Annotated in this window: 23 protein-coding genes; all 23 read right to left on the reverse strand. The window is 40.4% G+C overall.

What is annotated here, in order from left to right:
• Positions 1 to 17 precede the first annotated feature (17 nt).
• Positions 18 to 1,121, reverse strand: coding sequence for a glycosyltransferase family 4 protein (locus MLE17_RS02360; protein WP_243346540.1), 1,104 nt, complete (start codon positions 1,119 to 1,121; stop codon positions 18 to 20).
• Entirely contained in the window at positions 1,115 to 1,855 is a 741-nt protein-coding gene (locus MLE17_RS02365; RefSeq protein ID WP_243346543.1) for a WecB/TagA/CpsF family glycosyltransferase, read from the reverse strand. The genes MLE17_RS02360 and MLE17_RS02365 overlap by 7 nt, the downstream gene beginning before the upstream one ends.
• A complete protein-coding gene (locus tag MLE17_RS02370) occupies positions 1,821 to 3,071 on the reverse strand; it encodes a glycosyltransferase family 4 protein (RefSeq protein WP_243346544.1) in 1,251 nt (416 codons plus the stop codon). Before MLE17_RS02370 ends, MLE17_RS02365 begins: the two co-directional genes overlap by 35 nt.
• Positions 3,072 to 3,237: 166 nt before the next feature.
• A complete protein-coding gene (locus MLE17_RS18935) occupies positions 3,238 to 4,320 on the reverse strand; it encodes an acyltransferase family protein (protein ID WP_410795592.1) in 1,083 nt (360 codons plus the stop codon).
• Positions 4,321 to 4,354: 34 nt separating this feature from the next.
• Positions 4,355 to 5,497 (reverse strand): hypothetical protein, encoded by a 1,143-nt coding sequence (locus MLE17_RS02375; protein WP_243346546.1) that lies wholly within the window; start codon positions 5,495 to 5,497, stop codon positions 4,355 to 4,357.
• Positions 5,472 to 6,020 (reverse strand): serine O-acetyltransferase, encoded by a 549-nt coding sequence (locus MLE17_RS02380; RefSeq protein WP_243346555.1) that lies wholly within the window; start codon positions 6,018 to 6,020, stop codon positions 5,472 to 5,474. Before MLE17_RS02380 ends, MLE17_RS02375 begins: the two co-directional genes overlap by 26 nt.
• Before the next feature lie 11 nt (positions 6,021 to 6,031).
• Positions 6,032 to 6,967, reverse strand: a complete 936-nt coding sequence (locus tag MLE17_RS02385) for a glycosyltransferase family 2 protein (protein ID WP_243346557.1) — start codon at positions 6,965 to 6,967, stop codon at positions 6,032 to 6,034.
• Between the two features lie 45 nt (positions 6,968 to 7,012).
• Positions 7,013 to 7,999, reverse strand: a complete 987-nt coding sequence (locus MLE17_RS02390; protein WP_243346565.1) for a glycosyltransferase family 2 protein — start codon at positions 7,997 to 7,999, stop codon at positions 7,013 to 7,015.
• 3 nt (positions 8,000 to 8,002) lie between these two features.
• Complete coding sequence (locus MLE17_RS02395; RefSeq protein WP_243346567.1) at positions 8,003 to 9,226, reverse strand: hypothetical protein; 1,224 nt, start codon at positions 9,224 to 9,226, stop codon at positions 8,003 to 8,005.
• 50 nt (positions 9,227 to 9,276) lie between these two features.
• Positions 9,277 to 10,455: a glycosyltransferase family 4 protein gene (locus MLE17_RS02400; RefSeq protein WP_243346577.1), complete on the reverse strand. Its 1,179-nt coding sequence runs from the start codon at positions 10,453 to 10,455 to the stop codon at positions 9,277 to 9,279.
• Positions 10,456 to 10,668: 213 nt separating this feature from the next.
• Positions 10,669 to 11,724: a GNAT family N-acetyltransferase gene (locus MLE17_RS02405; RefSeq protein ID WP_243346578.1), complete on the reverse strand. Its 1,056-nt coding sequence runs from the start codon at positions 11,722 to 11,724 to the stop codon at positions 10,669 to 10,671.
• A 5-nt stretch (positions 11,725 to 11,729) separates the two neighbouring features.
• Positions 11,730 to 12,485 (reverse strand): PIG-L deacetylase family protein, encoded by a 756-nt coding sequence (locus MLE17_RS02410; RefSeq protein ID WP_243346579.1) that lies wholly within the window; start codon positions 12,483 to 12,485, stop codon positions 11,730 to 11,732.
• A gap of 79 nt (positions 12,486 to 12,564) precedes the next feature.
• Entirely contained in the window at positions 12,565 to 13,707 is a 1,143-nt protein-coding gene (locus MLE17_RS02415) for a glycosyltransferase family 4 protein (RefSeq protein WP_243346582.1), read from the reverse strand.
• Between the two features lie 107 nt (positions 13,708 to 13,814).
• A complete protein-coding gene (locus tag MLE17_RS02420; RefSeq protein WP_243346583.1) occupies positions 13,815 to 14,873 on the reverse strand; it encodes a glycosyltransferase in 1,059 nt (352 codons plus the stop codon).
• Between the two features lie 29 nt (positions 14,874 to 14,902).
• Positions 14,903 to 15,796 carry a glycosyltransferase family 2 protein gene (locus MLE17_RS02425; protein ID WP_243346585.1) on the reverse strand — a complete coding sequence of 298 codons (894 nt, stop codon included), beginning with the start codon at positions 15,794 to 15,796 and terminating at the stop codon, positions 14,903 to 14,905.
• 18 nt (positions 15,797 to 15,814) lie between these two features.
• Positions 15,815 to 17,170 carry a glycosyltransferase family 4 protein gene (locus tag MLE17_RS02430; protein WP_243346587.1) on the reverse strand — a complete coding sequence of 452 codons (1,356 nt, stop codon included), beginning with the start codon at positions 17,168 to 17,170 and terminating at the stop codon, positions 15,815 to 15,817.
• A gap of 23 nt (positions 17,171 to 17,193) precedes the next feature.
• Positions 17,194 to 18,162, reverse strand: a complete 969-nt coding sequence (locus MLE17_RS02435) for a glycosyltransferase family 2 protein (protein ID WP_243346589.1) — start codon at positions 18,160 to 18,162, stop codon at positions 17,194 to 17,196.
• A 2-nt stretch (positions 18,163 to 18,164) separates the two neighbouring features.
• A complete protein-coding gene (locus MLE17_RS02440; protein ID WP_243346591.1) occupies positions 18,165 to 19,127 on the reverse strand; it encodes a GT-D fold domain-containing glycosyltransferase in 963 nt (320 codons plus the stop codon).
• Entirely contained in the window at positions 19,124 to 20,092 is a 969-nt protein-coding gene (locus MLE17_RS02445) for a glycosyltransferase family 2 protein (protein WP_243346601.1), read from the reverse strand. The genes MLE17_RS02440 and MLE17_RS02445 overlap by 4 nt, the downstream gene beginning before the upstream one ends.
• The gene (locus tag MLE17_RS02450; protein ID WP_243346603.1) at positions 20,089 to 20,913 is read right to left on the reverse strand and encodes a glycosyltransferase family 2 protein; all 825 of its coding nucleotides are present in this window, start codon (positions 20,911 to 20,913) and stop codon (positions 20,089 to 20,091) included. Before MLE17_RS02450 ends, MLE17_RS02445 begins: the two co-directional genes overlap by 4 nt.
• 40 nt (positions 20,914 to 20,953) lie before the next feature.
• Positions 20,954 to 21,739, reverse strand: a complete 786-nt coding sequence (locus MLE17_RS02455; RefSeq protein WP_243346605.1) for a hypothetical protein — start codon at positions 21,737 to 21,739, stop codon at positions 20,954 to 20,956.
• Positions 21,740 to 21,771: 32 nt separating this feature from the next.
• Entirely contained in the window at positions 21,772 to 23,028 is a 1,257-nt protein-coding gene (locus MLE17_RS02460; RefSeq protein WP_243346608.1) for an ABC transporter ATP-binding protein, read from the reverse strand.
• Positions 23,029 to 23,039: 11 nt separating this feature from the next.
• Positions 23,040 to 23,903: an ABC transporter permease gene (locus tag MLE17_RS02465; RefSeq protein ID WP_243346611.1), complete on the reverse strand. Its 864-nt coding sequence runs from the start codon at positions 23,901 to 23,903 to the stop codon at positions 23,040 to 23,042.
• Between the last annotated feature and the right edge of the window lie 86 nt (positions 23,904 to 23,989).

Here is a 23,989-nt window from a genome sequence, read left to right on the forward strand (position 1 = left end):
TATATAAAAACGGGATGTCAGAGTTTTACTTTCAGCAAAACCACCTTTTCTTCACCAGTGATCTCCCGGATGCTCGATCTTTGTCTTCTGATATGAAGTCCCAGTAACAATCCCTCTAAGCCCAATATGAAGAGAGTCAGAAAGATCAACGATGTGTACATACTGAAATACATTTGCAAATAATATCCGAAAATGATTACCACCAGATTGGCTGCCAATAATATCATAGTTGCCTGGAAATGATTTAATCCCAGATCAAGTAACCGATGATGGCAATGTCTTCGGTCTGCCTTTAGAGGGGATACCCGACGCATCATCCGGGTTACAAACACGACCATCATATCAAAAACAGGAATAGCCACAATACTAATTCCAATTACCGGAGGAAAAAACAGTCTCAGGTCATTGCTTTGGAAAGTTGTAAAGTCGAGAAAATGCAACGACATGACCGAGAAAGCCCCTCCCAACAACATTGAGCCGCTGTCTCCCATAAATATTCTGGCCGGATAGGTATTAAAATACAGGAATCCAATCAAAGCACCTGCCAACGCCAGGCAAAACTGTGCCCAGTGATAATCTTTATATACAAAGAAAATCCACGCATAACACAACGCTCCCAAAAGGCTGATAGACCCCAGCAAACCATCAATGCCATCAATCATATTGTACGCATTAATCATCCCAACAATAAATAACCAGGTCAATATTACACTTGGCCAGTAATCAATTTGAGTAAAGCCAAACAGCCCGAACATATTGGTAAACCGGATATCCGACCCGATTATCAGCACCAGGGAAACCAACGTTTCGTAAGCAAGGCGGCGGATAGGTTTTGACGGCAACAAGTCATCTTTCAGTCCAATCATAAAAAGGGCGATTATCCCCCCAAATGTACGAATCAATCCCTTGGGCATCCCATCGAACGTAAAAGCTGTAAATGCAAAAGCCAAAGCTATAAATAGTCCCAGCCCGCCTAGAATAGGCACGCTCCGGGTATGAATTTTCCGGTTTTTATCCGGCACATCCAGCAAATTCCTGGCAATAGCCAGCTTGAGCACCCGTGATACTGCATAAATAGAAACTATGATGCCCGTAATGAAGGTAAGGATTAGGTTTAGCATGGCTTTCTGTTTTTACATTCCTTTAAAATTAACTGCGGAGTAAAACGCAATATCTGAGCAACACGGCGCGACTGTTTTGCCGGTTCTGAGATCAAGCGGTACAACCATTCCAGCTTATAATTGACCATCCAGCGGGGCGCTCTTTTCATATCTTCTATTCCGGAATAGAATTTAAATACCGCCCCTACTCCTATCATAACACCCCGGTCGATATAGGGTAAAAGGTTATTCATAAAATGCTCTTGTTTGGGAGCGCCAAGCCCTACCCAGATAATATCAGGAGATACGAGATTGACCTTATCTGCTATTTCTTTAAAATCAAACTCATCATAAGAGCAAAAAGGCAGCGATTCAAAGGACATTTCTTTAATTCGGGAATCTATCCCAACTAACTGGCTTTTCAATGCCTGCAATAAAGAGTCTGATGCTCCGAGAAACGTCATCTTGTATTTCCGTTGACGAATAATATCCTCAAAAAGCTCACTGCCGGAATACTGCTTCATCCTTTTCCGATATATCAGCCGCAAATACACGGGCACCCAACTGCTATCACACACATTAAACAAAGCTGTTTGTAGAATCGACCGGAACGCAGGCTCTTTCACCGAATGAGTCAATACCACTCCGTCAACTACACAGACAAATCCTTTCCGGTCTTCGGATAACGCATTTTCAATCAACCGGAGGACTTCCGGGTGCTCAAACTCGTACCGTATGCCGAAATATTCGTTCATGGCTACAACTTTTTTCTGAAACCATTCGTTGCAATAGCACCTCCCACTGTTTGCTGACCGCTTCGGTAGTATATTTACTTTTCAATCTCCTGAAGGCATTTTGCCCCATTTTTTCCGCAACCTCCTGATGTGTCCATAACCAAACGACCTTTTGTTCCAGATCATCAACATCCAACGGACGAAACAACATACCGGTATTTTCCTGCTCCAGTCCTTTGGATGTGTCCAGTTGCGGCTTATCACGGATAATTTCGCGAAATCCGGACTGGTTTGGTCCTATTGTTGGCCTGGAAAAACTTGCCGCATCAAGAATCGTTATCGGAAAACCTTCATACCACCGACTGGCCATTACCGTAAACCGGGCATTCTCATAAAATTCAGATAGTTTTTCTCCTTGCAAATAGCCTGCAAACCGGATATTCGGCAACTGAGGGTCATGAATCTGCAGCATCTTATCTGAAGACTCTTTTCGGATTTCCCCGGCTAACACAAATGGAATTTCCGGATGCCTGCGTGCCACTTCGATAATCATATCCACACCCTTCTCGTAACTGATACGCCCTGAATATCCGACATAACTACCTCTGACTGGAGCGGGCTCGTCAACCTTATCCTGAAAATTCGGAATCACTTCTATACGATCGGCCGGGAATCCCGCTAAGATCATTTTACGACGCTGAAAATCAGTAATGCACGCATATCTATCCACACATTTCAGATATGCACCCGTCACTCGGGCAAACCAGTTGCGAAGCGCATAACCTGTGCTTTTAGAAATGGAGTGTTCGCAATTATACCTCACGCAGTTCCATTCACGTCCATGCAGACAATTCTCGCAAGGCAGTCCATCACGCATAAACAATCCAGTCGGACACATTAGCCTGAAATTATGAATGGTCATCACCACGGGAATACCTCTTTTTCGGATATAGAAAAGAATAGCGGGAGAGATAAACGGATACAGGTTATGGACATTAACGACGTCCGGTTGAAATTCATTCAACACCCTTCGCAACTGAATAAAGGCCATTGGATTAAACAGCGCAGCAAAAAAAGCACGCACTTTTCCCAGAAACATTTGCGGAATCTCAGCGCTGAAACGGGTAAAACGACGGACTTCATGTCCACTGGCAGAAAGCATTTTATCCATTTTATCCACTACGGCTTCTTCTCCACAATACTTACCATATTCATTATGAATAAGCAAAATCTTCATAATCGCGAAGAGTTAAACAAGACTACACCGATTTCCGGAATCTTAAAATCGGGATAGGAAAAAGAGGATACGAATTTCTTGGTTTAGGTCTATCTCATAGTGCAACTCATGGGTGAGCTGAGTATCTTTAACATGCTGAAAACCTTTATGTTTATAAAAGGCTTTCTTATTGTAAAACACGCTTAAAATGAATTAGTTCTTTAGGGAAAAGAATTTTTTGCAGCACCTTGCTTCTCTGAAGTATTAGAATCAATATCAAGGTTAAAAGGAGCGTTGCACACAGGATAATTAGTCCCATAAACAGACTTTCCGTCCATCCTGAAACATGAACCAGATACATCAACCCATTATATATAAATAAGTGGAACAGATAAATCTCCAGCGAATATTTGCCTAAAACCCTTAACAATCTAATCCGGCTAAACTCACGCCTGAAAATATATATAAGGGTAAAGAAAAAGACCGCCAATAAGATATTCCGAATCTCCTCACTGTATGTAGCAGCACCCAGTCCCGGATTTTCCATAAAATCAAAACTCAATATTGCAAATACCAACAAGGCTAAACAACCTGCATATATCCGGTGAATACTCTCATGATCAGCTCTTAACCGAAACCGAGGCACGTAACGAAGAATAGAAACAGAGATAACTCCCATAGGAAAAAGGAAAAGACTTTGCACTATTCCCAATGGAATCCAGAGCCGTAACTGTGCATACGACGGCAAGCCCAGATAAGCAGAGAAATGAACTAAGATCGAAATTGAAAAAAGCAAAATCCTGACTATTTTACCGGAAGTTGAGTAAATATCTCTCAGCAATGAGAATATGAAAAAAGCCGGTAAAAACCACAAAAAGTGAAATCCGGTCACCTGCTTGATCTGACTAATCTCACCACGCCAGAAAACCGATAAAAACTGAATCAAATCAAATCCATTACGCAACCACACCACAGAATACGCCAGATATGTAACCAGAAAAAACCAAAAATATGGCACATAAAACCTTATAAAATAATTGATTGTACGTTGCAGTGTTAAAGATGAGCGCGGGTATAAAAAAGGCAGGATAAAAAAGGAGAAATAATGAAACTGGTAGAAATAATTTTGTAAGGGAGAAGAAGTCGGAATTAGCAATGTATTGTGAGCCATTACAATGAGGATAATAAAAACACCCTTCATTGCTTCTGATTCTTCTCTTGAGGGACATAGAGGAAAAGTCTCCAATTTTATATTTTGAACTGTTTCCATATTCAGGATTCCACTTATTCTTATTTGAAAGCTATCAGCTGTTTATATCATCAAAAATACGCTCTACAAAATTGGAAGCACTATTCCCCGACACATAACTTTTACGTCGACTAATATCAGATATATACTCCACGGGAGCCTCTAAAAAGTCCCGTAATGACTCTATGGAAAAATCATTGATCAATACACCCAAATTATTGCGAAAAACCAGTTTTCCCAATAATCCTTGACGGGGAACAACCAATGTTGTATCAAACAAAGCACCATAACCAATACAACCGGAACTAAATGAGGTATTTTCATACGGGGCTAAAATATAATCAGCCTGAGCACAACACTCTCCTAATAGTTCATAGCTACAAAACTGGTCATGTATCGTAATCTCAATTTTATTTTCCAATAATCTTATCTTGTCATAAAACTCCGTTTTTATCTCAGGATAAACTACTCCGGCAAAAATGATTGCCTTATTTTTGAGGCCTTCTTCTTTTGACTGAAGTAATGCGTCCAGAATCCGGATTGTTCCCTTTCTGTTGCACAAACCTCCAAAATGAAGAAACCGAATCTTCTTACTATGTTCGTTCTTATCTTCCGGAGGATTAATTTCAGGAATCGGGTCGGGTAAAAAGCGGAATTTCGACGTCTTCAATTTCCGGTTAAGATATGAAACTGAGCTGGAATCGTTTAACAGGAAAACTGTCTTAAAGCCATTGTTTACCGCTAATAACATGTAATTGAAGCTATACAAAACCCGACGAAGAAATGACAAATGCTCCCAATTGTATAAGAACATATTATAAATAACTCCAGAAACCTCTGTTTTACGATAACAGGACAAACCAAGCAATGGCATAAACTGTTCCAGGTTAATCAAAAAAACCTTATTTGCTTTGGTCTGACGGATATACTTCAAGAGAAGATAATTCCTGTAGAATATTTTTACCAGATAAGAACCTTTTGATGAAAGAGATACGTAATTAAGAGGCATCAGTATTATACTAATATTGGCTACTTTATCCCAGGTCATCAAAGGCGAATATTTCAGAAATTCATCTTCACGAAATACAAAGAAAAAATCGGCCTCTGAGTCTTGTGTAGCGGCTTTATAGAAATGGTTCATCCATTCCATAACATGACCACCAAAACCAAAATCAAAAAAGAGTATTCTGTTCTTCATTATCTTTTTCGCTCTTTGAAATTATTCTGGCCGGCACTCCGACGGCAATACTATTATCAGGCACATCTCTGATTACAACAGCATTAGCACCGATAGAAACATCATTTCCCACATGCACTGCTCCCAAAATCTTAGCACCGGCTCCAATATCGACATTATCACCCAGCACAGGTAAATCAAAATCTTCCCGACGGTTTCCCAAAGTTACGCCATGACGAATGGTGCAGTTCTCGCCAATATGAACTCCGGAGTTTATCACAATACAACCATAATGAAAAATCCGTAATCCGGGACCGATTGAAGCTCCTCTCGCAATGTGTATCCCGGAGAAGAAACAGGTAATCATATAAATAGGTAGATGTAATAAATTCAGCAACCATCGGACAGGAACAAATCGGATCTGCCTCAACGAATGCCCTATACGAAAAAGGATAATAACCCCAATTGAGGGTTCGAACCACTCAAACTTGCCGTGACTCTTATATCTTTTCAGGTCTGATTTTATGATTTTCCAGAACTCCATATTCCATAATTTTATTGTCCGAACAGCTTCTTGAGTATTATCTTAATCTGCTTATAGCCCAGATTGTATTTACAGAGAAAGAATCCAATCTTTCCAATCGGGCGTAAATCCTGATGTTTCCGGAATCTGTTCCAAATAACTGTATCGACAGAGACATCAACTTCAGGATACAGTTCTCCCTCGAAAAGTTCAACAAAGTGTCGTCTGTCCGCCAGACCGTTATGAGTCGCCTGAGCTGAATAGCCTTTGATTTGCACTTTTGATTTCACCGGATAGACTGTAAATGCATTATTTCGGAACTGAGAATAACAGAACCGGATAGCCCATGAATTCATGCGCCCCATTTGCTGTAATTCCAGCAAACGATACATATCGTTTCCCGTCATATCAAAAGCGATTCTATCCTTCCGGTTGGAAGAAAAAGTTTCAAAGTCTTTCACCTGCCAGTCCACTTTACACCACCTATCAAGCCAGGTCGCCCAACCGTGAGAGGATGCTCTTCCAAACAAAAAAACATCATGAGGATAAAATGTCGGAATCTCTATCGGTGGCGAATATCCGGCAATCGACCAAATATTCTTACGGTAAGCGTACATCTCCAGGCATTGATTCATATAGTCCAGAAAATCTGAGGCAACCACCAAATCATCTTCCATCACTATTGCCTTTTCATGCAACAATATAACCTCGTTGGTTCCTTCAATAATTGAACGTGCAAGTCCTTTATTTTGAATTGCATAATGAATATGTACCTGTTCAAACCCCTCAATAGATGAAACAAACCGCCTTACTTCATCAACTACGATTATCTCTTCGGCAACTTTTGCAGCATCAGAAAAAATATACAACTGAGTATGCTTCGCCAATTTATTTCGAAGCAAAGACTCAACGGTACATTTTGTTTCGTTCAGTCTATTGTATACAAAGAGAATTACAGGCGCATACATTTTGGCACGGTTTTTAATCGTTCATCTATTGCTAGCTATTTATTTTCAGTGTCTTTTATTGTACTGGCTTCGGTGACTAAATGCCTTTAACCGCCATTTTACCGGCAAGATAATCAGCAACGCATAGGCAATATATTTCAATTTAAATTCAAATCTCAATGCGCTCAGGAGCGATCGGAAAGCGGCTTTATTCTCGCCCAATCGTAGATAAACGGATGCTCTCATTTCAAACCAGCGTCCAATATATGGTTTTAACCCATGAGCCCGCGTTTCTTTCCATAAAATCATCAGCTCTGCTCCGACCTTATTTTGGGGATCGGGCAATCTTTTGGGTTTGAAATCAGCACTTTCCGGTTGGTTAAATACGGCAAGAGGCAAAAGTGAATAGGCTATTGAATATCGGGCTGCCAATCTAGCCCAGGTCAACAGATCCTCACCAGAATGAATCCCAACCGGAAATCCGTGAACATTGTTCAAGGCTGCTTTCGATATCACAACATTGCTTGACCAGATGGGAGGATGTGAATGAGAAGCTACTTCAAAATAGTTTTTCAGAATCCCGTCAGTACCACAGATATGAAGGTTATTCAGTTTTAAGTCCGAATAAACGCCTTCTCCATGATAAAACCGGTAAGCGGTTGCAAACAAGTCACAATGCTCTCCATACTTTTGTATTAATCCGACAATTGTAGCCAGATACTGTGATTCCCAGGTATCATCAGCATCAAGGAGAGAAATGTAATCATATTGAGCCTCCATTATTCCTCTGTTCCTGGCTCTTGAAACACCACCGTTAGGCTGACTTACAAGTGAAAACTTCCCATCCTGGGTGACCCAGTGATCCTGGGATATTTCCACTATTTTATATCCTTTGTCAATCAAAAAGTCAATTACAACCTGAGTGCTTCCATCTGTAGATCCGTCATTAATCAAGATCACCTCATAACTTTGGAAAGTCTGATTGAGAACGGCTCTTAATGTATCTGCAATTGTTTGAGCTTTGTTATACAATGGAATGACAATACTAATCATAAATCAAACTGTTTCATAATTTTCAATCAAACGGGCCGGATCTTCAGCCTCCTCTTTCCGGAAAGTCAGATTATATCTGCGTATCCAATACAAACGACTAAACACAATCCCTATCATTGCAAATTGGAAGTTCCCGAAGAAGATCGAATACTTTAATATATTATCGGTGTACATAAGTGTAAAAAAGGGCAGAAAAAGCGTCATTGCCGAAGTGTACATCCAATAGGTAAATTTATCCTGAATATCATTTCTATGGTAAAGCATCAATAGTGCTAAAGCGATAAAACCCAATAACATCAACCCTAAGCCCACATATCCGTAATTATATCTTACTGCCAGATAATCGTTGTGCACCTCTTTCACCTTTAATCCTTTATTTTCCAATAGTTTAAGATCCGCCCTTGGACCATTACCCCAAACTGGAGATTCTTCAAGTCCCGGAGTCAATAGGGAGTACAGATAAATCCTTCCATTCGTATTAAAATGCTTATTCCCGTAATTAAGATCTTCGATTGACCCACCCACCTTTCCGAAATTCTTTTCCTGAAAAGCTTTTAAGTTGAAAATAGCGATACCGAGAAACCCGATAACAGCAATAACAAAGCCTTTCTTAATAAAATTGCGGTTTGCAAAATGTCCGATCGCTACAAGCAATACCGCCACTGCGCCAGTACGGGTTACCATATATACCGGAAAAAAAAGGCAACATACATATCCTATAATACCAATCCAGTTTTTGGTGTTAAAATAGTAGCATAAAAATAATGACGCAAAAACCGTCAAAGTCATTACTGTGGATGCCGAAAACGGAGTGACCTGGTACAATAACAACGAAATAAAGCAGATCGTAAAAAAAACAACAATAAACTGTTTTGCGAACTGATATAACTTATCAATTACCCAATCCGTGTATATCAAAGTAGATGCTGCATATCCTACCAATATTGAAACCAGGTATTGAAAAGATAGCTGAACTCCCAGAAATGAAAAGTCAAACAGGTTATACCCCAAAATATAAACCACAAACGGTAACCAGACCCAAAGAGGAATTGTTATCCTTTTCCCTGTCAATAAAGTTATTACGGCCACTATCAACATTATCATCCATGCCCATCCTCTAAGCGAAAAACCGTATAGATAGAAAGGAACAAATGGTATAATATTCAGATAGGGTAAAATTGTCGTAAATACTATCCATCGGAAAAAATTCAGAGTTTGCTTTTCCATATTTAAGTTGTTAACTTAAGGCCATGGTTTTACATTGTGAAATCCGGAAATCAGGAAAACGGTTGATACAAATCTCTCACGGCGTTCTTATATGTCTCATAGCCATATTTATCAGCAACCGCTTTTCCGTTGCCCCCCAGTTGCGCCCGCAATACTTTATTATCTAATAACATAGAACAAGTTTGTGCAAGCCCCGTCACATCACCCGGTGATATCAATATACCATTTACCTTATCTTCAACGACTTCAGGCAGTCCCCCTACCCTGAATGCTACGACCGGAATACCGGACGAAAGAGCCTCCAGTGCAATCAGCCCAAAACCTTCATACCGAGAGGGACACACACAGATATCAAATATCTGCTCCAGAGTAATAGTATCTTCCGGAGATTGTTTACCCATCCAGATAATCCGGTCATTGATTCCAAGATTCTGTGCCTTTGCTTCTAACTCAGCCCTACAATTTCCATCTCCGATAATTAATAAAACTGATTCCTGCATCTCTTTATATATCAGCGAATAAGAATCAAGGAGCAAATCAACTCCTTTGATTTGACTTAAACGGGCAACTGCACCAATGACTTGCTTTTCCTCTATTCCCAATGTCATTTTCACTTGATCAACATTTGTATTTGCTCTGATTCGATTAATTCTATCAAGATCTATCGTATTGTATAAAAGGACCACATTGTGTGGCCATTTATCACCAAACCAAGAATCCAGGACATGTTTTGATATACCTGTAAAGCGGGTTGTGAATAATACGGCCATTCTCAGATACAAATGATGAAATTTCCCATATGGTGCTCCAGATTGATGAACCGTTGCAAATAAATACCTTATACCTAATAGATTAAACAGCAGAATCGGCAGAGCACCCGGATCCATATACTGGACATGAGCGATCTCCGGTCGGTATAATTTCACTATTTCCCTTAAACTATGCCATAAAAAGGAGATCTTCTTAAGACCTTTTGGACGCCTCCAGCTATCATTTCCGGATTGATCCTTAGTCGCTTCAGGTGATAACAAACATACAATTGCACCAACTTTGCGATACTCATCCACCATCAGCGGATCCCATTCAAAATAGCAGGCGATAATTACCCTGAATTTTAGTTCAGACAGTGCTCTCGCAAGATAAAGTGTCTGATTTTCAGTTCCACCAATAAGTAAACAGGGAATACTGATAACGACCGTTTTATGCTTATTGTTTTTTCGCTTGTTCATTACAGAACATAAATAATAATATACAATAGCTTATCAATACTGATGAGATCCTCTGTGCAGCAATCTCTAATAATGAAACAAGAAAAGGGAGAAGTAAGTTTTTATGTTTCAGTATATAACTTAATGCTCATTCACAATTAACATTCCTATGAATGCCCAAATGTTTCGTTTCATAAAAAAGCCAACCTCAATTCGGGGTTGGCTGATTCAATATCAAAGTTTGTTTTTCATGTCTACGAAACAATTTCGAAAACGACTGATCAGGGATGGATTATTGATTCTGACCTGATAAAGTTTTTGTACAGAATCAGTCCATCCGCTTTTGTAATTCTCTTCTCCCCGCAGATGATCAAAAATATCTACTTTGTGCCCGAGCGCCCATTGATTAAGGTAAAGCAAATGAATCTTTCCCGGTGAAAAGTGAAGGAAATCAGGATGAGTAGCTGGCAGATAGTAGTAAAACACATTTCGCTCACAGAAACCGAGATGCCAACTGACAGGTTGATTACCAAGCATTAATGTAGAAAAATGAAGAAATCCGTCGTCTAATGCACTTCTTACGATTGCATCATGCAAATTCGGAGCCTGATACGATTTTGGGTAACGTTGTTTATGGAAAGCTAACAGACAATGAAGCTGGGTGAATACTTCATCCAGTTCATGTTTCGAATAAACTTTCAGGGAGAGATTACCTCTTTCTGTCAATCTACGCTGTTGACGGTTAAGGTCTCCACGCAGGGATGTCCGTAACGATCTTTGAAATGCAGCAAAATCATCAAACTTCGAAAGATGGAGCTGAGGACAAATTTCAGACTTATACTTTATGGAGGTTTGAAGAAAAGGTGATACTTCCCTTATTCCACTTAAGATGATTTCGTCTGCATCTGAATCAGAAGTTATTGCACGGATAAAAAAACCGACCAGATTATGCTTTAAATGTGAAGGTATTTCGCCTATTACTAATGGATCAAGATAGTCAAAATCTGAAAACCCGACAGGCACGATTAATTTCTGGAAAATATTTTTCCAGTTACGGCGCCAGATAACAAGGGGGTAGAAAAGCTTAAAACCATCAAATTCAGCGCACCAGAAATAAGGCGTGATGTTCTGAATCTGACGATAACTATTCAGCCAGGCCAATCCCATTGAAGGATGATGAAACACTGAAGCAGTATTGCATTTGTCATAAAACTCCCTCCATAAACCGGTAGTTCGTTCAGAAAAGACCTCTTCCCAGGATGTTATCCAATGCCATTTGATATTTTCCATGAACCTTAGAGTATTAGTTCCACAACTTCAAACTTCCACTTATTGGATGACAAAAACGCTTTAGGTAAAGCACCGATCCAGGGAACTCCATCCGCATCTTTTTCTTTGAGATATAGGTCTATGAGTCTCAGTTTCTCCTCTCTCACTTCTGTAACCGGCAACAAACTATAATGCCGTTTATCCATTCTCAAAACATTCATAATCGACTGCTGATACCAGGCCCAAACCCAGAATCCATACAATCTGCAACGATTATCCTTACTCAGGCGACGCGCCAGATCAAAGGCCGTCACATGATCAAAAGGCCAGTAATCAGCCTCATGTGTCACAAGAATAGTATTTATCTGATTCTCTCTGATAAACTCAGACAAAATGGAATAAGAATTTCGGGTAACCGGATCAGCTGATAGTTCAGAAGGAGCAAGTTCGCTAAGACAACCATCAGGTAAATGGAGGCGTTTCACATTCTGATGTATGATTTTCAGCCTGTTTAGCGCCAACTTTGAAGTTTCAATCCGGTTATGTTTGACTTCATGCGCGGGAATATGAGACCGGCTATGCTCTCCATCTGTCAGAAAACAAATAAAGATATTCTCCATCATATCAGAGACTTCCTCTTTATAGTAAAGATCCCGATATCGTAACAGATACCCACCCAGACCGAATATTTCATCATCAGGATGAGGTGCGATGATCAAAATACGGGCATCCGGGGAAAACAGTTGACTTGTTACCTCGGCATTCTCCTTTACAGGTCGCATGATACGCCTTTTAATCCAAAGGGAAATTAAACGAAGAAACTGTTCCAGATATAACCTAATCATATTCAAAGGTATAAATTCAACCAAGCATATAGGCCATTTGATAAAAACGGAGATATTCTTCCGCTGTACGGTGCCAATTGTAATGAGCGGCATGTATCAGAGACTGATGCCCCAGGGTCTTCCGGTCAATTTTTCCAGATTCGAAGTCTTTCATACATTGGGCCATTTGTTCTACATCGTCAGGTTCTACGTAGATAGCCACGTCACCTCCGGCCTCTTTCAGCGAACTGTTATCACAAGTTACCACCGGTGTCCCACATGCCATAGACTCCAGAACAGGCAATCCGAACCCTTCATATTTTGACGGAAAAAAAGAAGCAGTTGCACCGTTATATAAATGCCGGAGTAACTGATCATCTACATTATGGAGAATACGAATCCGTCCTGTACTGATCTCAGGAGCAAACTCTTCGAGGTAATCCCGGGGAGGATTATTCCACGCCAGTACCAGATCATGGTCTGCATTTTTATCCTGCAAATAGATCCGAAATGCATTCATCAGGCCTATCGTATTTTTTCGTCCTATATCACAGGAGATCATCACAAAATATGGTCTGAATAAACCTCTTTCCTCGAGCTTTCGGTGCATTTCTACCGGATTTCTTTCAGGATGAAAAACAATATGCGACACTCCCCATGGTATGACCGTAATTTTTTCTGGGAGAATATTCATATAATTTACAATGTCACTTTTTGATGAATTGGAACAGGTTACAATTGCCCTGCACTTTCGGGCCAGTTTAGGGCACATTTCCCGTGCCTGATCATGTCCCAGAAATGATTCCGGATAACTGAAGAACATCGCATCATGTATGGTCAACACCGTTTTCGAAGCATTTGACACCTGATCATAGTTATGCGGCAAATGGTATAAATCATATTTATAAAAATACTCCTTGACCCTGAATTTATTAACCCAATCCTTCATGACACCGCTTCCCGGAAGTGGAAAATAGAGATGTTCAAAAGGAAGTCGGTACTGATCAATACCGCTATCAGGCAATCGTTGGGTAAACAGGCGTAAATCTATGGGCAAATTCTTCATTTTCTGGAAAGCAAGCAATAATTCAAGCGTGGTTCGTCCAATGCCAGACAAATATTTACGTCCGGTCGGGACCACGATCGAATTGACATCCATCAATATTTTTATTTTGCCCATGATAAAAACGAATTATTATGATCCACTTAGAAATGAAAAATCCCGCTATTGCTTTTTATTAAAAACACTCTTTGATTGATTTCGTTTTTTTGAAGGAAAGAATCCTATCAAATTGACATTGATTTGTTATTTCTCCCGAAAAGCTTTTGGTAAACTTCCAACGCTATGCTTTTCTTAAAAAAGAGCACAAATGATAAGGCATTCAACTGGTTAAAGTTGTTCTTTAATATTGGAAACAGGTCTAAAACCGAAGTCAGAACTTTAGCATACCCCCATCTTCCGGCACATGAGAGCCGGTGAAATCGCATAAAATAAGCCTGAAGTATGGTATCAGAAAAAGATCGGGATTGTTTGCAATGACAAAAGATTGCATAATATAAACGCCCGAATTCAATTCTTTCAGATCGGGTAAACGGATGAAAGTCATACAATAAAGCTTGAAGAAGATCTAACTGAACCGGTTCTGTTTTAATATCTAATTCTTGCAAATGTTTTCCGATTGCTCTTATGGCAAGGACGGATTGTTCTTTATAATGACGGGTTGTAATATTTTCCAGTGAATAGCGATAAGCGATCAGGACTTCCGGAATATTGGCAATTTCTACTAACCGTGAAGCCCGCTGAAACAGCTCGAAGTCTTCAACGTAAGTAAATGCCTTATCGTAATACAAAGAGTTTTGGGTAATTACCACACTTCGCATCATTGCGCTTGACTGCACCATGGCGCTTTCAAACAGCAGCCTGGTTCTAATCTCTTCTGATTTCAATGGAAGTATGATATCAAACAGCTTGTTGCCATGCTCGTCAATCGCATCAGCATAACTCCCTACAATGGCTATGTCCGGATGTTTTTCCAGAAAATCCACCTGTTTCTCAAATCGCCGGGGATAAGAAATATCATCGGCATCAAGCACGGCCAGATATTCTCCCTGCGCATATTGGATGGCCAGATTGCGGGATTCTGCTGCTCCGGAATTGATCTTCTTTTCTATGATTTTGATTCTGGGATCATTAAACGAACGAAGAATTTCAATGCTATCATCGGTGGAACAATCATCAACAGCCACGAGTTCCCAATCAGCCATAGTCTGATTAACAACACTTTCAACAGTCGGTTTTAGAAATTTACCGGCATTGAATACGGCCATAATGACGCTTACTTTCATGATTTATCGACTTACGTTTTTTTTCGTTATTAGATAAAGGCTCCTTCTTTTTTTGACCGGAAACGAAATCCTGATATCTTTCCAAAGTAAAAAGCCAGGTCACATATAACGACAGTAATTACAATCGTCCGGTACAATATCGCTTTTAATTTTCCCCTAACAGGTTCATTCCAAATCTCTTTGATCAATCGCTGAATTTCGCTTTTTGCTAAACGACAAGGATTGGCAAGATAAGTTCTCAATTTCAACCTGAAACGACGGATCAGGTAAATCAGATGTCCCTTTGGAAAAGTTACCTCCTGACGGGTTTCATGGAAAGCGACCTGATCCATTGCGACACATATCCTGTATTTAAAAAACAATACACGGTCACAATAGTTATCATCTTCCCCATAATGGTAAAACAGAGGAGAAAACAGCCCCACTTTTTTCACAACTGCAATGGGAATCAACCAAACTGCAGCATCTATAAAATTCACCGGTTGAAGGTTATCTACTGCCGGATATTTTGATTTCCCGGCATTCAGAAACATCGTAAAATAGCGTTCCGGAATACCCGGAGCATAATCCTGAACAGGGGTCAGAATACCGATATCCGGATTTCCGGAGGCTATCTCTACCAGTTTTTCCAGTGTATCCGATTCGATATAAGCATCCTGATTCAAGAGAAATACATAGTCGGCATTTTCATTTAATGCCAATCTTATTCCGATATTATTTGCTGCACCAAATCCGAGATTTCTACTTTGTGGAATAAGCACTACATCCTGAAAATTTGTTTTTATCAAATTCACCGTTTTGTCCGAAGAGGCATTGTCTATGACGATCACCTTAGACTTTAAGGTACTTTCAAGCAAGCTATGCAAACATCTGGCAATGCAATGCTCTCCGTTATAGGTAACTACGATAGAACAGACTTTCATAACCCGACAAATTATATGTTACCTTGAATTGATGGCGTATTTACGGTACACATTCATTAAGTCACTAACATGCTTTTGCAAAGGAATGACCCGTTTGCCTGATGCTATAACCATTTTTTCAAGCAATTCCCGATTGTTGACGCATTCAGTCATCGCTTTCACCAGTTCATCTACCCGGTTCGGAGAAATCAACCAACCATTTTCCCCCTCCCTAATCTGCATCTCGGCTCCACCGCATCGTGTAGATATGACGGGTTTACCCAGCATCTGCGCTTCAGCAATATCCAAGCCGAAAACCTCCAGAAAAATAGCCGGATGTACCAAGACATCAAAACCCGCTATTAACCGCAATGTATCTTCCCGTGAGAGTTTTCCGTGATAGACAATATTGGCTAACGGACCTTGTTTGTGCGTTTCACCCGGTTCTGCAATTCTGAATTTATTCTTCAGATCGCCCCAATATCTCTTTTCATTGGACGTTACAGCACCACCAATTATATGCAACTCAACTTTACAGGGAAGTTTTTTCTTTGAAAAATGAGTAAATGCATCCAGCATAATATGTACCCCTTTTTCCCGGCATAGACGACCTACAAAGAAGAACCGGAGTACCTCCCTGACGGATGTTTCATCTCCCGTTTTTTCAAGTAAAGGAATACCGTGGGGAATCACCGTTACTTTAGATGAGCGCGCGCCATTGCGAATCATACTCGAAGCTATGGCATGAGATGGGGCAATCAGCAAAGTCGCATTCTCCCTGATGACCTGCCATTCTTTGATTTTCCTCGTTATATCGTAAGACGCTTTTCCTATGGGAGTCAGAAATGGGACAAACGGCATCAAAGAAAGTCTTTTACCGACTGCAACTTTTAGATTCGTGGGAATCATTTTCAGGAATGGCCACCAGATTATCCCTGTCCTGATATTTCGTAATACGCACGGCAGGCAAGTCTTTACGTTGGCCGGAAGCCTGCAAATCTCATCCTCATGGGTTAATAATGCTCCTTGCGGGCATAAAATACCCCCGTGATGAGCGGTGATAACACACGGGATACGCATTTCATGGCAGGTTTGTGCAAAAAGCATCTTAAAACCGTGTGCGTGTACAATATCCGGCTCCACTTCTTCCAGGAGTACTTTCAACTGTTTTTTAGTCAGGCCGGGACTTAAAACCCGGTAAACCGGTACCCCATTATAGTTTCTGACAAACTCGCTTTTTTTCACCGAGGGAATACTCGATTTATTTTCCGCTAAAGAAAATACCACCACATTCTTTCCCTGGCTTATCAATTCATTCACCAGATTTCGCACATAAACCTGGCCGCCGCCATAATCAGAGAAGAAATCTTCACTGGCCACCAATGCTATTTTCATAACTGCACTTATTATCTGATAAATCAAATTACATATTTCACAACCTGAGCCTTAACCCATTGTCGAAAAGGAAGATGATACCCCCTTTTTGCCGATTCGGAAAGTGCTTTTAATATATAAGTACGATCCTTTCGTTCGAATGCATCTTTAAAGAAAAAGTATAACTCCTTCCGTATCCAGGTATCAATGGTATATCGGGGAAGCTTATATTTGTCAATCAGATAAAGTCCGATTAGAAAAAAACCAAATCTGAATTTCACCTGTTTGATCTTGTCTTTTGCTGCTGAAATAGAATCATGAAAACCTATCACAGTGGTATCTTCATCAATAAAAACAAATCTACCCCGTAAACACATCTCTTGAAAAAGCTGGAAATCCTGCGTGGGAAAATCCGGATTAGAGAAAAGGTACTCGTCCGCTGCCAGGATGTCTGCCATAATTTCCCGACGGTAACATACGGTTGATGTCTTTATCGGACGGAAACAGCCTTCAAACTCTGCAATAACACCATCAATACCGGATTTCTCTTCCCTGATGCAGACTCCATCGAAACGGATGAAATGATCTTGTAAGTGACCTGATTCTATATCCAGTAATTTACAATTTGTATGGACCAAAACAACATCCGGTTGTGTTTCCAGTATCTCCACCTGCTTCCGGAGTTTATCATCGGTAATCCACCAATCATCGCCCTCCAGATAGGCTATGTATTTACCGCGGCAAGCTTTAAAAGTCCTTATAAAGTTTTGGTTCAGACCTATATTTTCCGCAGAAGTAACCAGATGGATTTGATCGGGATATTTACGATTATACTCTTCACAAATAGCCCTGGTATTATCAGTAGAGGCATCTTCTCCAATAACAATTTCAAAAGGGAAACCGGTCTTCTGCATCAAAGCACCATCCAGTGCCCGACGGATAAATGCCTCGTGGTTGTAGGTGACCAGCAACACACTGAGCAGAGGCCTGTTTTCCAAATATGAATCTGTCATAATTATTTCAAAATGCGGGCTATAATCTGTTTCTGATACACTTCATCTTTCAGCTCGGGAAATGACTGTCGCTTTGCTGATGTTGCTTCGTTTACATATTTTCCATCAACGGATTGAACCGTTGTAGCACCTTTTTTATACCATTCATATTCAATATCCAGATGCCCCAGATCAATGGCCTGAAATCCTTGTTTAGCCAGATCGTAGGCCAGGACTGTTGCTGTGGGTCCCAGGGCTATCAGCATCAACTTATGTTTCGGTTGCACCGAAGCGGTCTCCAGAATCCGGTCATAATGATCAAAGGCATCAAAATTGGGACAAACAATCCGTTCAATACTTTTGGTATTTGCAAACAGATCATTGCCAATGCCGGCTCTTGTGTATTCCCCCTCAATCAAAACGATTTCCCTCTCCTGCCACAAAAGCGGGAAGCGGCCGATTATTTGCGCAGCAACACTTTTATCCCTGATATTGAGGTAAGGTCTCGTCACTCCCGAATCATAATAGACCTTCTGAAAATCAATCAAATTATAGACCGATTCCCGGTTATAACCATAATAGACACTCGCCCACTGCTTTGATACATGTTCAAACCGATCCAGAGAACCCATCGAATCGGGAATTCCCACCAGGATTGATTCATCATCCGATTTTATGATTTCAAGCAAACGGATGGAAAGCGAAGGATGATAGGCCTGAAACCGGATGGAATGTCCCTGCATAATGGAAAATTCGCCATCTCCGTAACGACAGATGGAACATTTCCTGGCAATCAGCTTATCCAGAGTCTCCAATGCCGGAATTATCTTCGGAAAGAGAATTTCTTGCTGACGAATAGAATCTGCGATTTCATATTTCAGGTTTCTTAGCCGGGCATCCATGTCATACCTTTCCATGAGATATCTGGCAAAATAGGCCATAAACTCATCGATTCTCTCTTTGCATATTTTCCTGAAACCTTTCATACAGATTCTCCTTTCAATTTTTTCAATAACTGAAAAAGCCAAAATAGATTTGGAAAACCCAACGCTTTAAGAGTTATTATCCGAACCCTGTTCTTCACTGACAATCTGCCGTTTATAAAGTCACCCATTGACAACGGATACTGCTGAAATGCCCGGATTGAGCTCATTCGCTCCTCTTTGGAATAGTGATAAAGGGAATAAAGCTGCCACCAAATGATGTTTATCCAAAATTCAGCCCGTTCTTTTTTCAGAGATGAATAGTGGCGGGATTCGTCATATATCCGCATCATTGCATCCAACTGATCACTATGCTTTCCGTATGAAAGAATCGAATTAAGAATTGAGCCCGGCCTGTATCGGTAATAGTAAACACCTGATTCAGAAACCACGACTTTCTTAATTTTCTTGGCAAGATCAGGCACAATGTACATATCTTCAAAACATTTCCCCTTGGGGTAAGTTACTGACCGAAATATCTCACGCCGATAGATCTTATTCCATGCCGAGTAAATCAGCTGATCGTTTTTCCACCACAAAGCAAAGACATCATCCCCCTGAATAATGCGGGATTGAGGTTTACGCAAATATTGATGGTCACTTTGCCAGTCAAACATAACCGGAAATTGCACCATATCAAGAGCTGCATCCTCCGTGAAATAACCGACATTCAGCTCATAACAATCATTGGACAAACAATCATCTCCATCCAGAAACGTAATCAAATTCCCGGTCGCCCTGGCAATTCCTGCATTACGGGCTTCACTAAGTCCGCCATTGGTTTTGTCAATGATTATAATCCTGTTATCTCCTTTGTAACGACCGATAATCTCTCCCGTATTGTCAGTACTTCCGTCATTTACCACAATAATCTCCAGATCACGGTAAGTCTGATTGACAACCGAATCCAGACATTCGCCGATATACTCAGCGACATTATAGGCGGGTATGATGACGGATAACTTCATGTTTTACTCTCTATTCGTTTGAAGAACTTATAGCATTTGACAATTCCTGAAACCAATGCTGCAACGAACTTTCTTAAGCCGGTCGTACGTTGTAAGAAAACCACACTTTCATACAACTCTGATTTTCTCAACATAAAAAAGGTCTGAAAATCATCCAATACCAATTCAGGGAATCGGGTTGGCAAAAATAGCTCCCGCTCTTTACGAATAAGCGATATACTATCTTTTTCTGAGCTTAAACCGGTTGCATCATAATTCGCAATTATCAGATCTACATAGAGATAAGAGCAGGCTTTAAAAACAACCTGATCCATCAAAAAAATCCAATCCGATATAAGACGGTACGATTCATCAAATTGTAAATCGTGAAAAAGATCTCTCCTATAGAAAATTGACTGTTGCACAATCGTTTGCTCATACAAGAATGCCATTGTGAGTTTCCCGGGATATCTAATCACACGATCTTCCGGTGTAACCCAAACATTTCCGTAAAGGATAGATTGATCATGTTCTGTTTCGAAAACCTGCCACAAAGTATCTGACGCATATAACTGATCCCCTGAATTCAGGAAAAGCAGGTAATCACCCTGCGCCAACCGGATTCCTTTATTCATTGCATGATAGATTCCATCATCCGGTTCACTGACCCACTTGCTAATGTTATCCGGATATTGCTTTATGATCTTCAAACTATCATCAACCGAACCTCCGTCAATTATGATGTATTCAAAATTCTGGAAGGTCTGGCTAATAATGCTCAGAATGGTCTTTTGTAATCCATGTGCATTATTCAGATTTACTGTTATAACCGATAGTTTCATGAAGACATAATCTTTTATTCAAAACCCCACTTAAGATTATCTATTTATTCTTCCACGATTTAACCCATTCTATAATTGGATTTCTGTCTTTCAAACGTGTTGTTCTGATCGCATTTTCTTTTGAACATTCTTCCATATTCTCGGTCAAAATGAGATAATTCTCTTCAGTTTTAAACCTTAATCCCAAAATTGAGAAAATTGATAAATCATGGCGATGATTGATATAACCTTCAATCTGGATTGATTTTTCAGCAATTAACTCATCTGTAAACAGATATGGATTAAACAATGCTAAGCGATACCAATCATTGATCAGGGCATTGTAATAGGTTTTCTTTACAAAAAATACCCCGGCAACCAATTGCGGTTCTTCCTGCCAGCTTCGATCAAAACCCAATGAATCAAAATATTCGGCAGCTCCTTTTTTGGTCCAATATTTGAGTAAAGGACTTTTATTTTCGTACCACCAGTTATAATTCTGATTTTTATATTGAAACAAAATGCCGTTATATCCTTCTTGTAGCGCCTTAATATAATAAGTCCACTCTTTCGATTTCTTTAAAGTACACCCTGCATCAGCATAAAATATCACATCACCCGCATTAAGCTGCTTTAAAGTGTTCCAGATTACAAAAGGTTTCCATATCCAATATCCACCTCCTTTATCAAATGCCATCAAAGGAGAGTTTTTTATATAATCCGGTAAATCTTTTTCCGTGTAAATATAAAACTCGTCGAAAATGTGCAATTGCCTGGCTTCTGCCTCAATTCTCTTTCGTGCATATTTATAGACTCTATCACCATATGTAACGAATACTATCTTCATCTTACTTTGATATAAAACTCATATATACCATTTTATGCTTTTTCGAGGACAATTAGTCCTGCATTCTCATATTCAAACACATGTCCTGTATAAAGTATTAAACCCTCAACATTAAGCTGTATGGACCGATCAGTTTCAAAATAGGTTTCAAATCCGGGGTAAGTCAGAGCTATATAACCGTTAAAACACCCCTTGGTCAGATTGTGAGGGATTTTTATCCTTTCCGAAAACATAAATTCGCCTTCGTATTCATGGATTTCACCATAAGTGTGTCCTCCGGAAAAGAATGCCACTGGCAGACCAATGACATCAAAAAAACGGACTTCCAGCGCCATTCGTTTCTTTCCCTTTAGAAATCCGCAAATTGTAATCTCAAATTCATGATGCTCCCGATCAATATCGATGATCCAATCTGATTTCCCATTTATCGAAATTGATTTCACTTCAAGCCCGGCATTTTGAATCTGTATATGTTGTCTTAATTCAAAGTTCCTACTAATCACGCTATTCTCTAAGTAATAACGTATCGCATCTTCAACTAAACCGTATTTTTCGCATCGGCCATTACTCAAAACTAGTCCTTTCTTACACAATGATCTGACTGCAGACATATTGTGACTCACAAACAACACAGTTCTACCCTCACCCCGGGATACCTCCTGCATCTTCCCAATCGCTTTCTGCTGAAATTCGGCGTCACCTACAGCCAGCACTTCGTCAACGATCAGTATTTCAGGTTCAAGGTGAGCTGCAACAGCAAATCCCAAACGGACCATCATGCCCGATGAATAGCGTTTTACCGGAGTATCCAGATAACGTTCCACTCCGGCAAAATCAACGATTTCATCCAGCTTACGTGTAATTTCTGAACGAGTCATGCCCATAATAGCTCCGTTCAGGTATATATTCTCACGCCCCGTCATTTCAGGATGAAACCCGGTACCGACCTCAAGCAGAGATGCGATTCTACCGCGGGCTCTGATTTCGCCGGTGGTGGGAGCTGTAATTTTGGACAATATTTTGAGTAAAGTAGATTTACCGGCACCGTTTTTGCCTATGATGCCGACAACATCGCCCTGCTCCACCGAAAAGTTTATATCCTGCAATGCCCACACATAGTCACTCGTTCCTTTGTGCGACCGGTCGTTTATCTCTCCGATTTGCAGGTAAGGATCTTCTTTCCCCCGAAACCTGGCCCACCAACGATTCAGGTCGTGCGAAACCGTACCGGTACTGATTTGTCCCAGGCGATACTGTTTACTGATGTTGTTGAATTCGATGGTATTCATATCCGAAGTTATTACACGACATCCATAAAACTACGTTGTACTTTGTTGAAGGTTACAACACCTGCAAAAAGTAAAACCACGGTAACTATAAGGCTATATGTCAGATAAAGCAGTGAAAATGTACCCTGTCCGAGAAATCCATATTTAAACGTTTCGATAATCGCTGTCAATGGATTGAGAGCCACGATCCACTTATACTCTTCCGAAATCGTGGAAAGCGGATAAATAACAGGCGTGGCATACATCCAAAGCTGTACACCGAACGTCAGTAAGAAGGTCAGGTCGCGGTATTTGGTTGTCATGGAAGAAAAAGCAAGTCCGAAACCAAGTCCCAATCCTGCCAGTAAGAGGATCAAAAAAGGAAAAAGCAGAGCAACCGCATTGGCATGAACCGGTGCTCCCCTCATCATAAAATAGATGTATAACAGTACGAAAAGAGAAAGCTGTATAAACAACCTGATCATATTGGAGATGACGACTGAAAACGGAATAATCAATCGTGGGAAATATACTTTTCCAAATATATTTGCATTGGCAGTAAAGGTAGTAGATGTGCGTGTAAGGCAGTCAGAAAAATAGTTCCAGCAGACAATGCCTGACATATAAAAAAGAGGTTGCGGCAAGCTGTCTGTAGAAATCTTAGCCAGGCCGCCGAAAACCACCATGTAGATAATGGTCGTAAATACAGGTTGGATAAAAAACCAGATCGGGCCGAGAATGGTCTGTTTGTAAAAAGTGACAATATCGCGTTTGACAAACATGTACAGCAAGTCGCGATATTGCCACAGCTCAGCTATATCCAGTTTCCAGATATTTTCTTTGGGACGGATCAGCGTAGTCCATCCTTCATTGCTTATGGTTTTATTCGACGGCATATCCAAACTAATGCTTTACAGAATTTTAACGGCAAAAACGACTAACCGGTTCACGCCAACCGGCTAATTCTTTGCTGTAAAGCAAA

It is taken from the genome of Parabacteroides sp. FAFU027 (assembly GCF_022808675.1).
Lineage (GTDB): Bacteria > Bacteroidota > Bacteroidia > Bacteroidales > UBA7332 > CAXXIC01.

Excerpts from the sequence above, each read along its gene's own strand:
- MLE17_RS02380 (WP_243346555.1), bottom strand. The coding sequence starts at position 6,020 with ATGGAGTTCTGGAAAATCATAAAATCAGACCTGAAAAGATATAAGAGT.
- MLE17_RS02445 (WP_243346601.1), bottom strand. The coding sequence starts at position 20,092 with ATGAAGTTATCCGTCATCATACCCGCCTATAATGTCGCTGAGTATATC.
- MLE17_RS02360 (WP_243346540.1), bottom strand. The coding sequence starts at position 1,121 with ATGCTAAACCTAATCCTTACCTTCATTACGGGCATCATAGTTTCTATT.
- MLE17_RS02415 (WP_243346582.1), bottom strand. The coding sequence starts at position 13,707 with ATGGGCAAAATAAAAATATTGATGGATGTCAATTCGATCGTGGTCCCG.
- MLE17_RS02390 (WP_243346565.1), bottom strand. The coding sequence starts at position 7,999 with ATGATTAGTATTGTCATTCCATTGTATAACAAAGCTCAAACAATTGCA.
- MLE17_RS02430 (WP_243346587.1), bottom strand. The coding sequence starts at position 17,170 with ATGAAAATAGCATTGGTGGCCAGTGAAGATTTCTTCTCTGATTATGGC.
- MLE17_RS02460 (WP_243346608.1), bottom strand. The coding sequence starts at position 23,028 with ATGAATACCATCGAATTCAACAACATCAGTAAACAGTATCGCCTGGGA.
- MLE17_RS02375 (WP_243346546.1), bottom strand. The coding sequence starts at position 5,497 with ATGAAGAACAGAATACTCTTTTTTGATTTTGGTTTTGGTGGTCATGTT.
- MLE17_RS02410 (WP_243346579.1), bottom strand. The coding sequence starts at position 12,485 with ATGCGACCTGTAAAGGAGAATGCCGAGGTAACAAGTCAACTGTTTTCC.
- MLE17_RS02370 (WP_243346544.1), bottom strand. The coding sequence starts at position 3,071 with ATGAAGATTTTGCTTATTCATAATGAATATGGTAAGTATTGTGGAGAA.
- MLE17_RS02440 (WP_243346591.1), bottom strand. The coding sequence starts at position 19,127 with ATGAAAGGTTTCAGGAAAATATGCAAAGAGAGAATCGATGAGTTTATG.
- MLE17_RS02420 (WP_243346583.1), bottom strand. The coding sequence starts at position 14,873 with ATGAAAGTAAGCGTCATTATGGCCGTATTCAATGCCGGTAAATTTCTA.
- MLE17_RS02405 (WP_243346578.1), bottom strand. The coding sequence starts at position 11,724 with ATGGAAAATATCAAATGGCATTGGATAACATCCTGGGAAGAGGTCTTT.
- MLE17_RS02435 (WP_243346589.1), bottom strand. The coding sequence starts at position 18,162 with ATGACAGATTCATATTTGGAAAACAGGCCTCTGCTCAGTGTGTTGCTG.
- MLE17_RS18935 (WP_410795592.1), bottom strand. The coding sequence starts at position 4,320 with ATGGAAACAGTTCAAAATATAAAATTGGAGACTTTTCCTCTATGTCCC.
- MLE17_RS02425 (WP_243346585.1), bottom strand. The coding sequence starts at position 15,796 with ATGAAAGTCTGTTCTATCGTAGTTACCTATAACGGAGAGCATTGCATT.
- MLE17_RS02465 (WP_243346611.1), bottom strand. The coding sequence starts at position 23,903 with ATGCCGTCGAATAAAACCATAAGCAATGAAGGATGGACTACGCTGATC.
- MLE17_RS02455 (WP_243346605.1), bottom strand. The coding sequence starts at position 21,739 with ATGAAGATAGTATTCGTTACATATGGTGATAGAGTCTATAAATATGCA.
- MLE17_RS02365 (WP_243346543.1), bottom strand. The coding sequence starts at position 1,855 with ATGAACGAATATTTCGGCATACGGTACGAGTTTGAGCACCCGGAAGTC.
- MLE17_RS02400 (WP_243346577.1), bottom strand. The coding sequence starts at position 10,455 with ATGAACAAGCGAAAAAACAATAAGCATAAAACGGTCGTTATCAGTATT.
- MLE17_RS02450 (WP_243346603.1), bottom strand. The coding sequence starts at position 20,913 with ATGAAACTATCGGTTATAACAGTAAATCTGAATAATGCACATGGATTA.
- MLE17_RS02385 (WP_243346557.1), bottom strand. The coding sequence starts at position 6,967 with ATGTATGCGCCTGTAATTCTCTTTGTATACAATAGACTGAACGAAACA.
- MLE17_RS02395 (WP_243346567.1), bottom strand. The coding sequence starts at position 9,226 with ATGGAAAAGCAAACTCTGAATTTTTTCCGATGGATAGTATTTACGACA.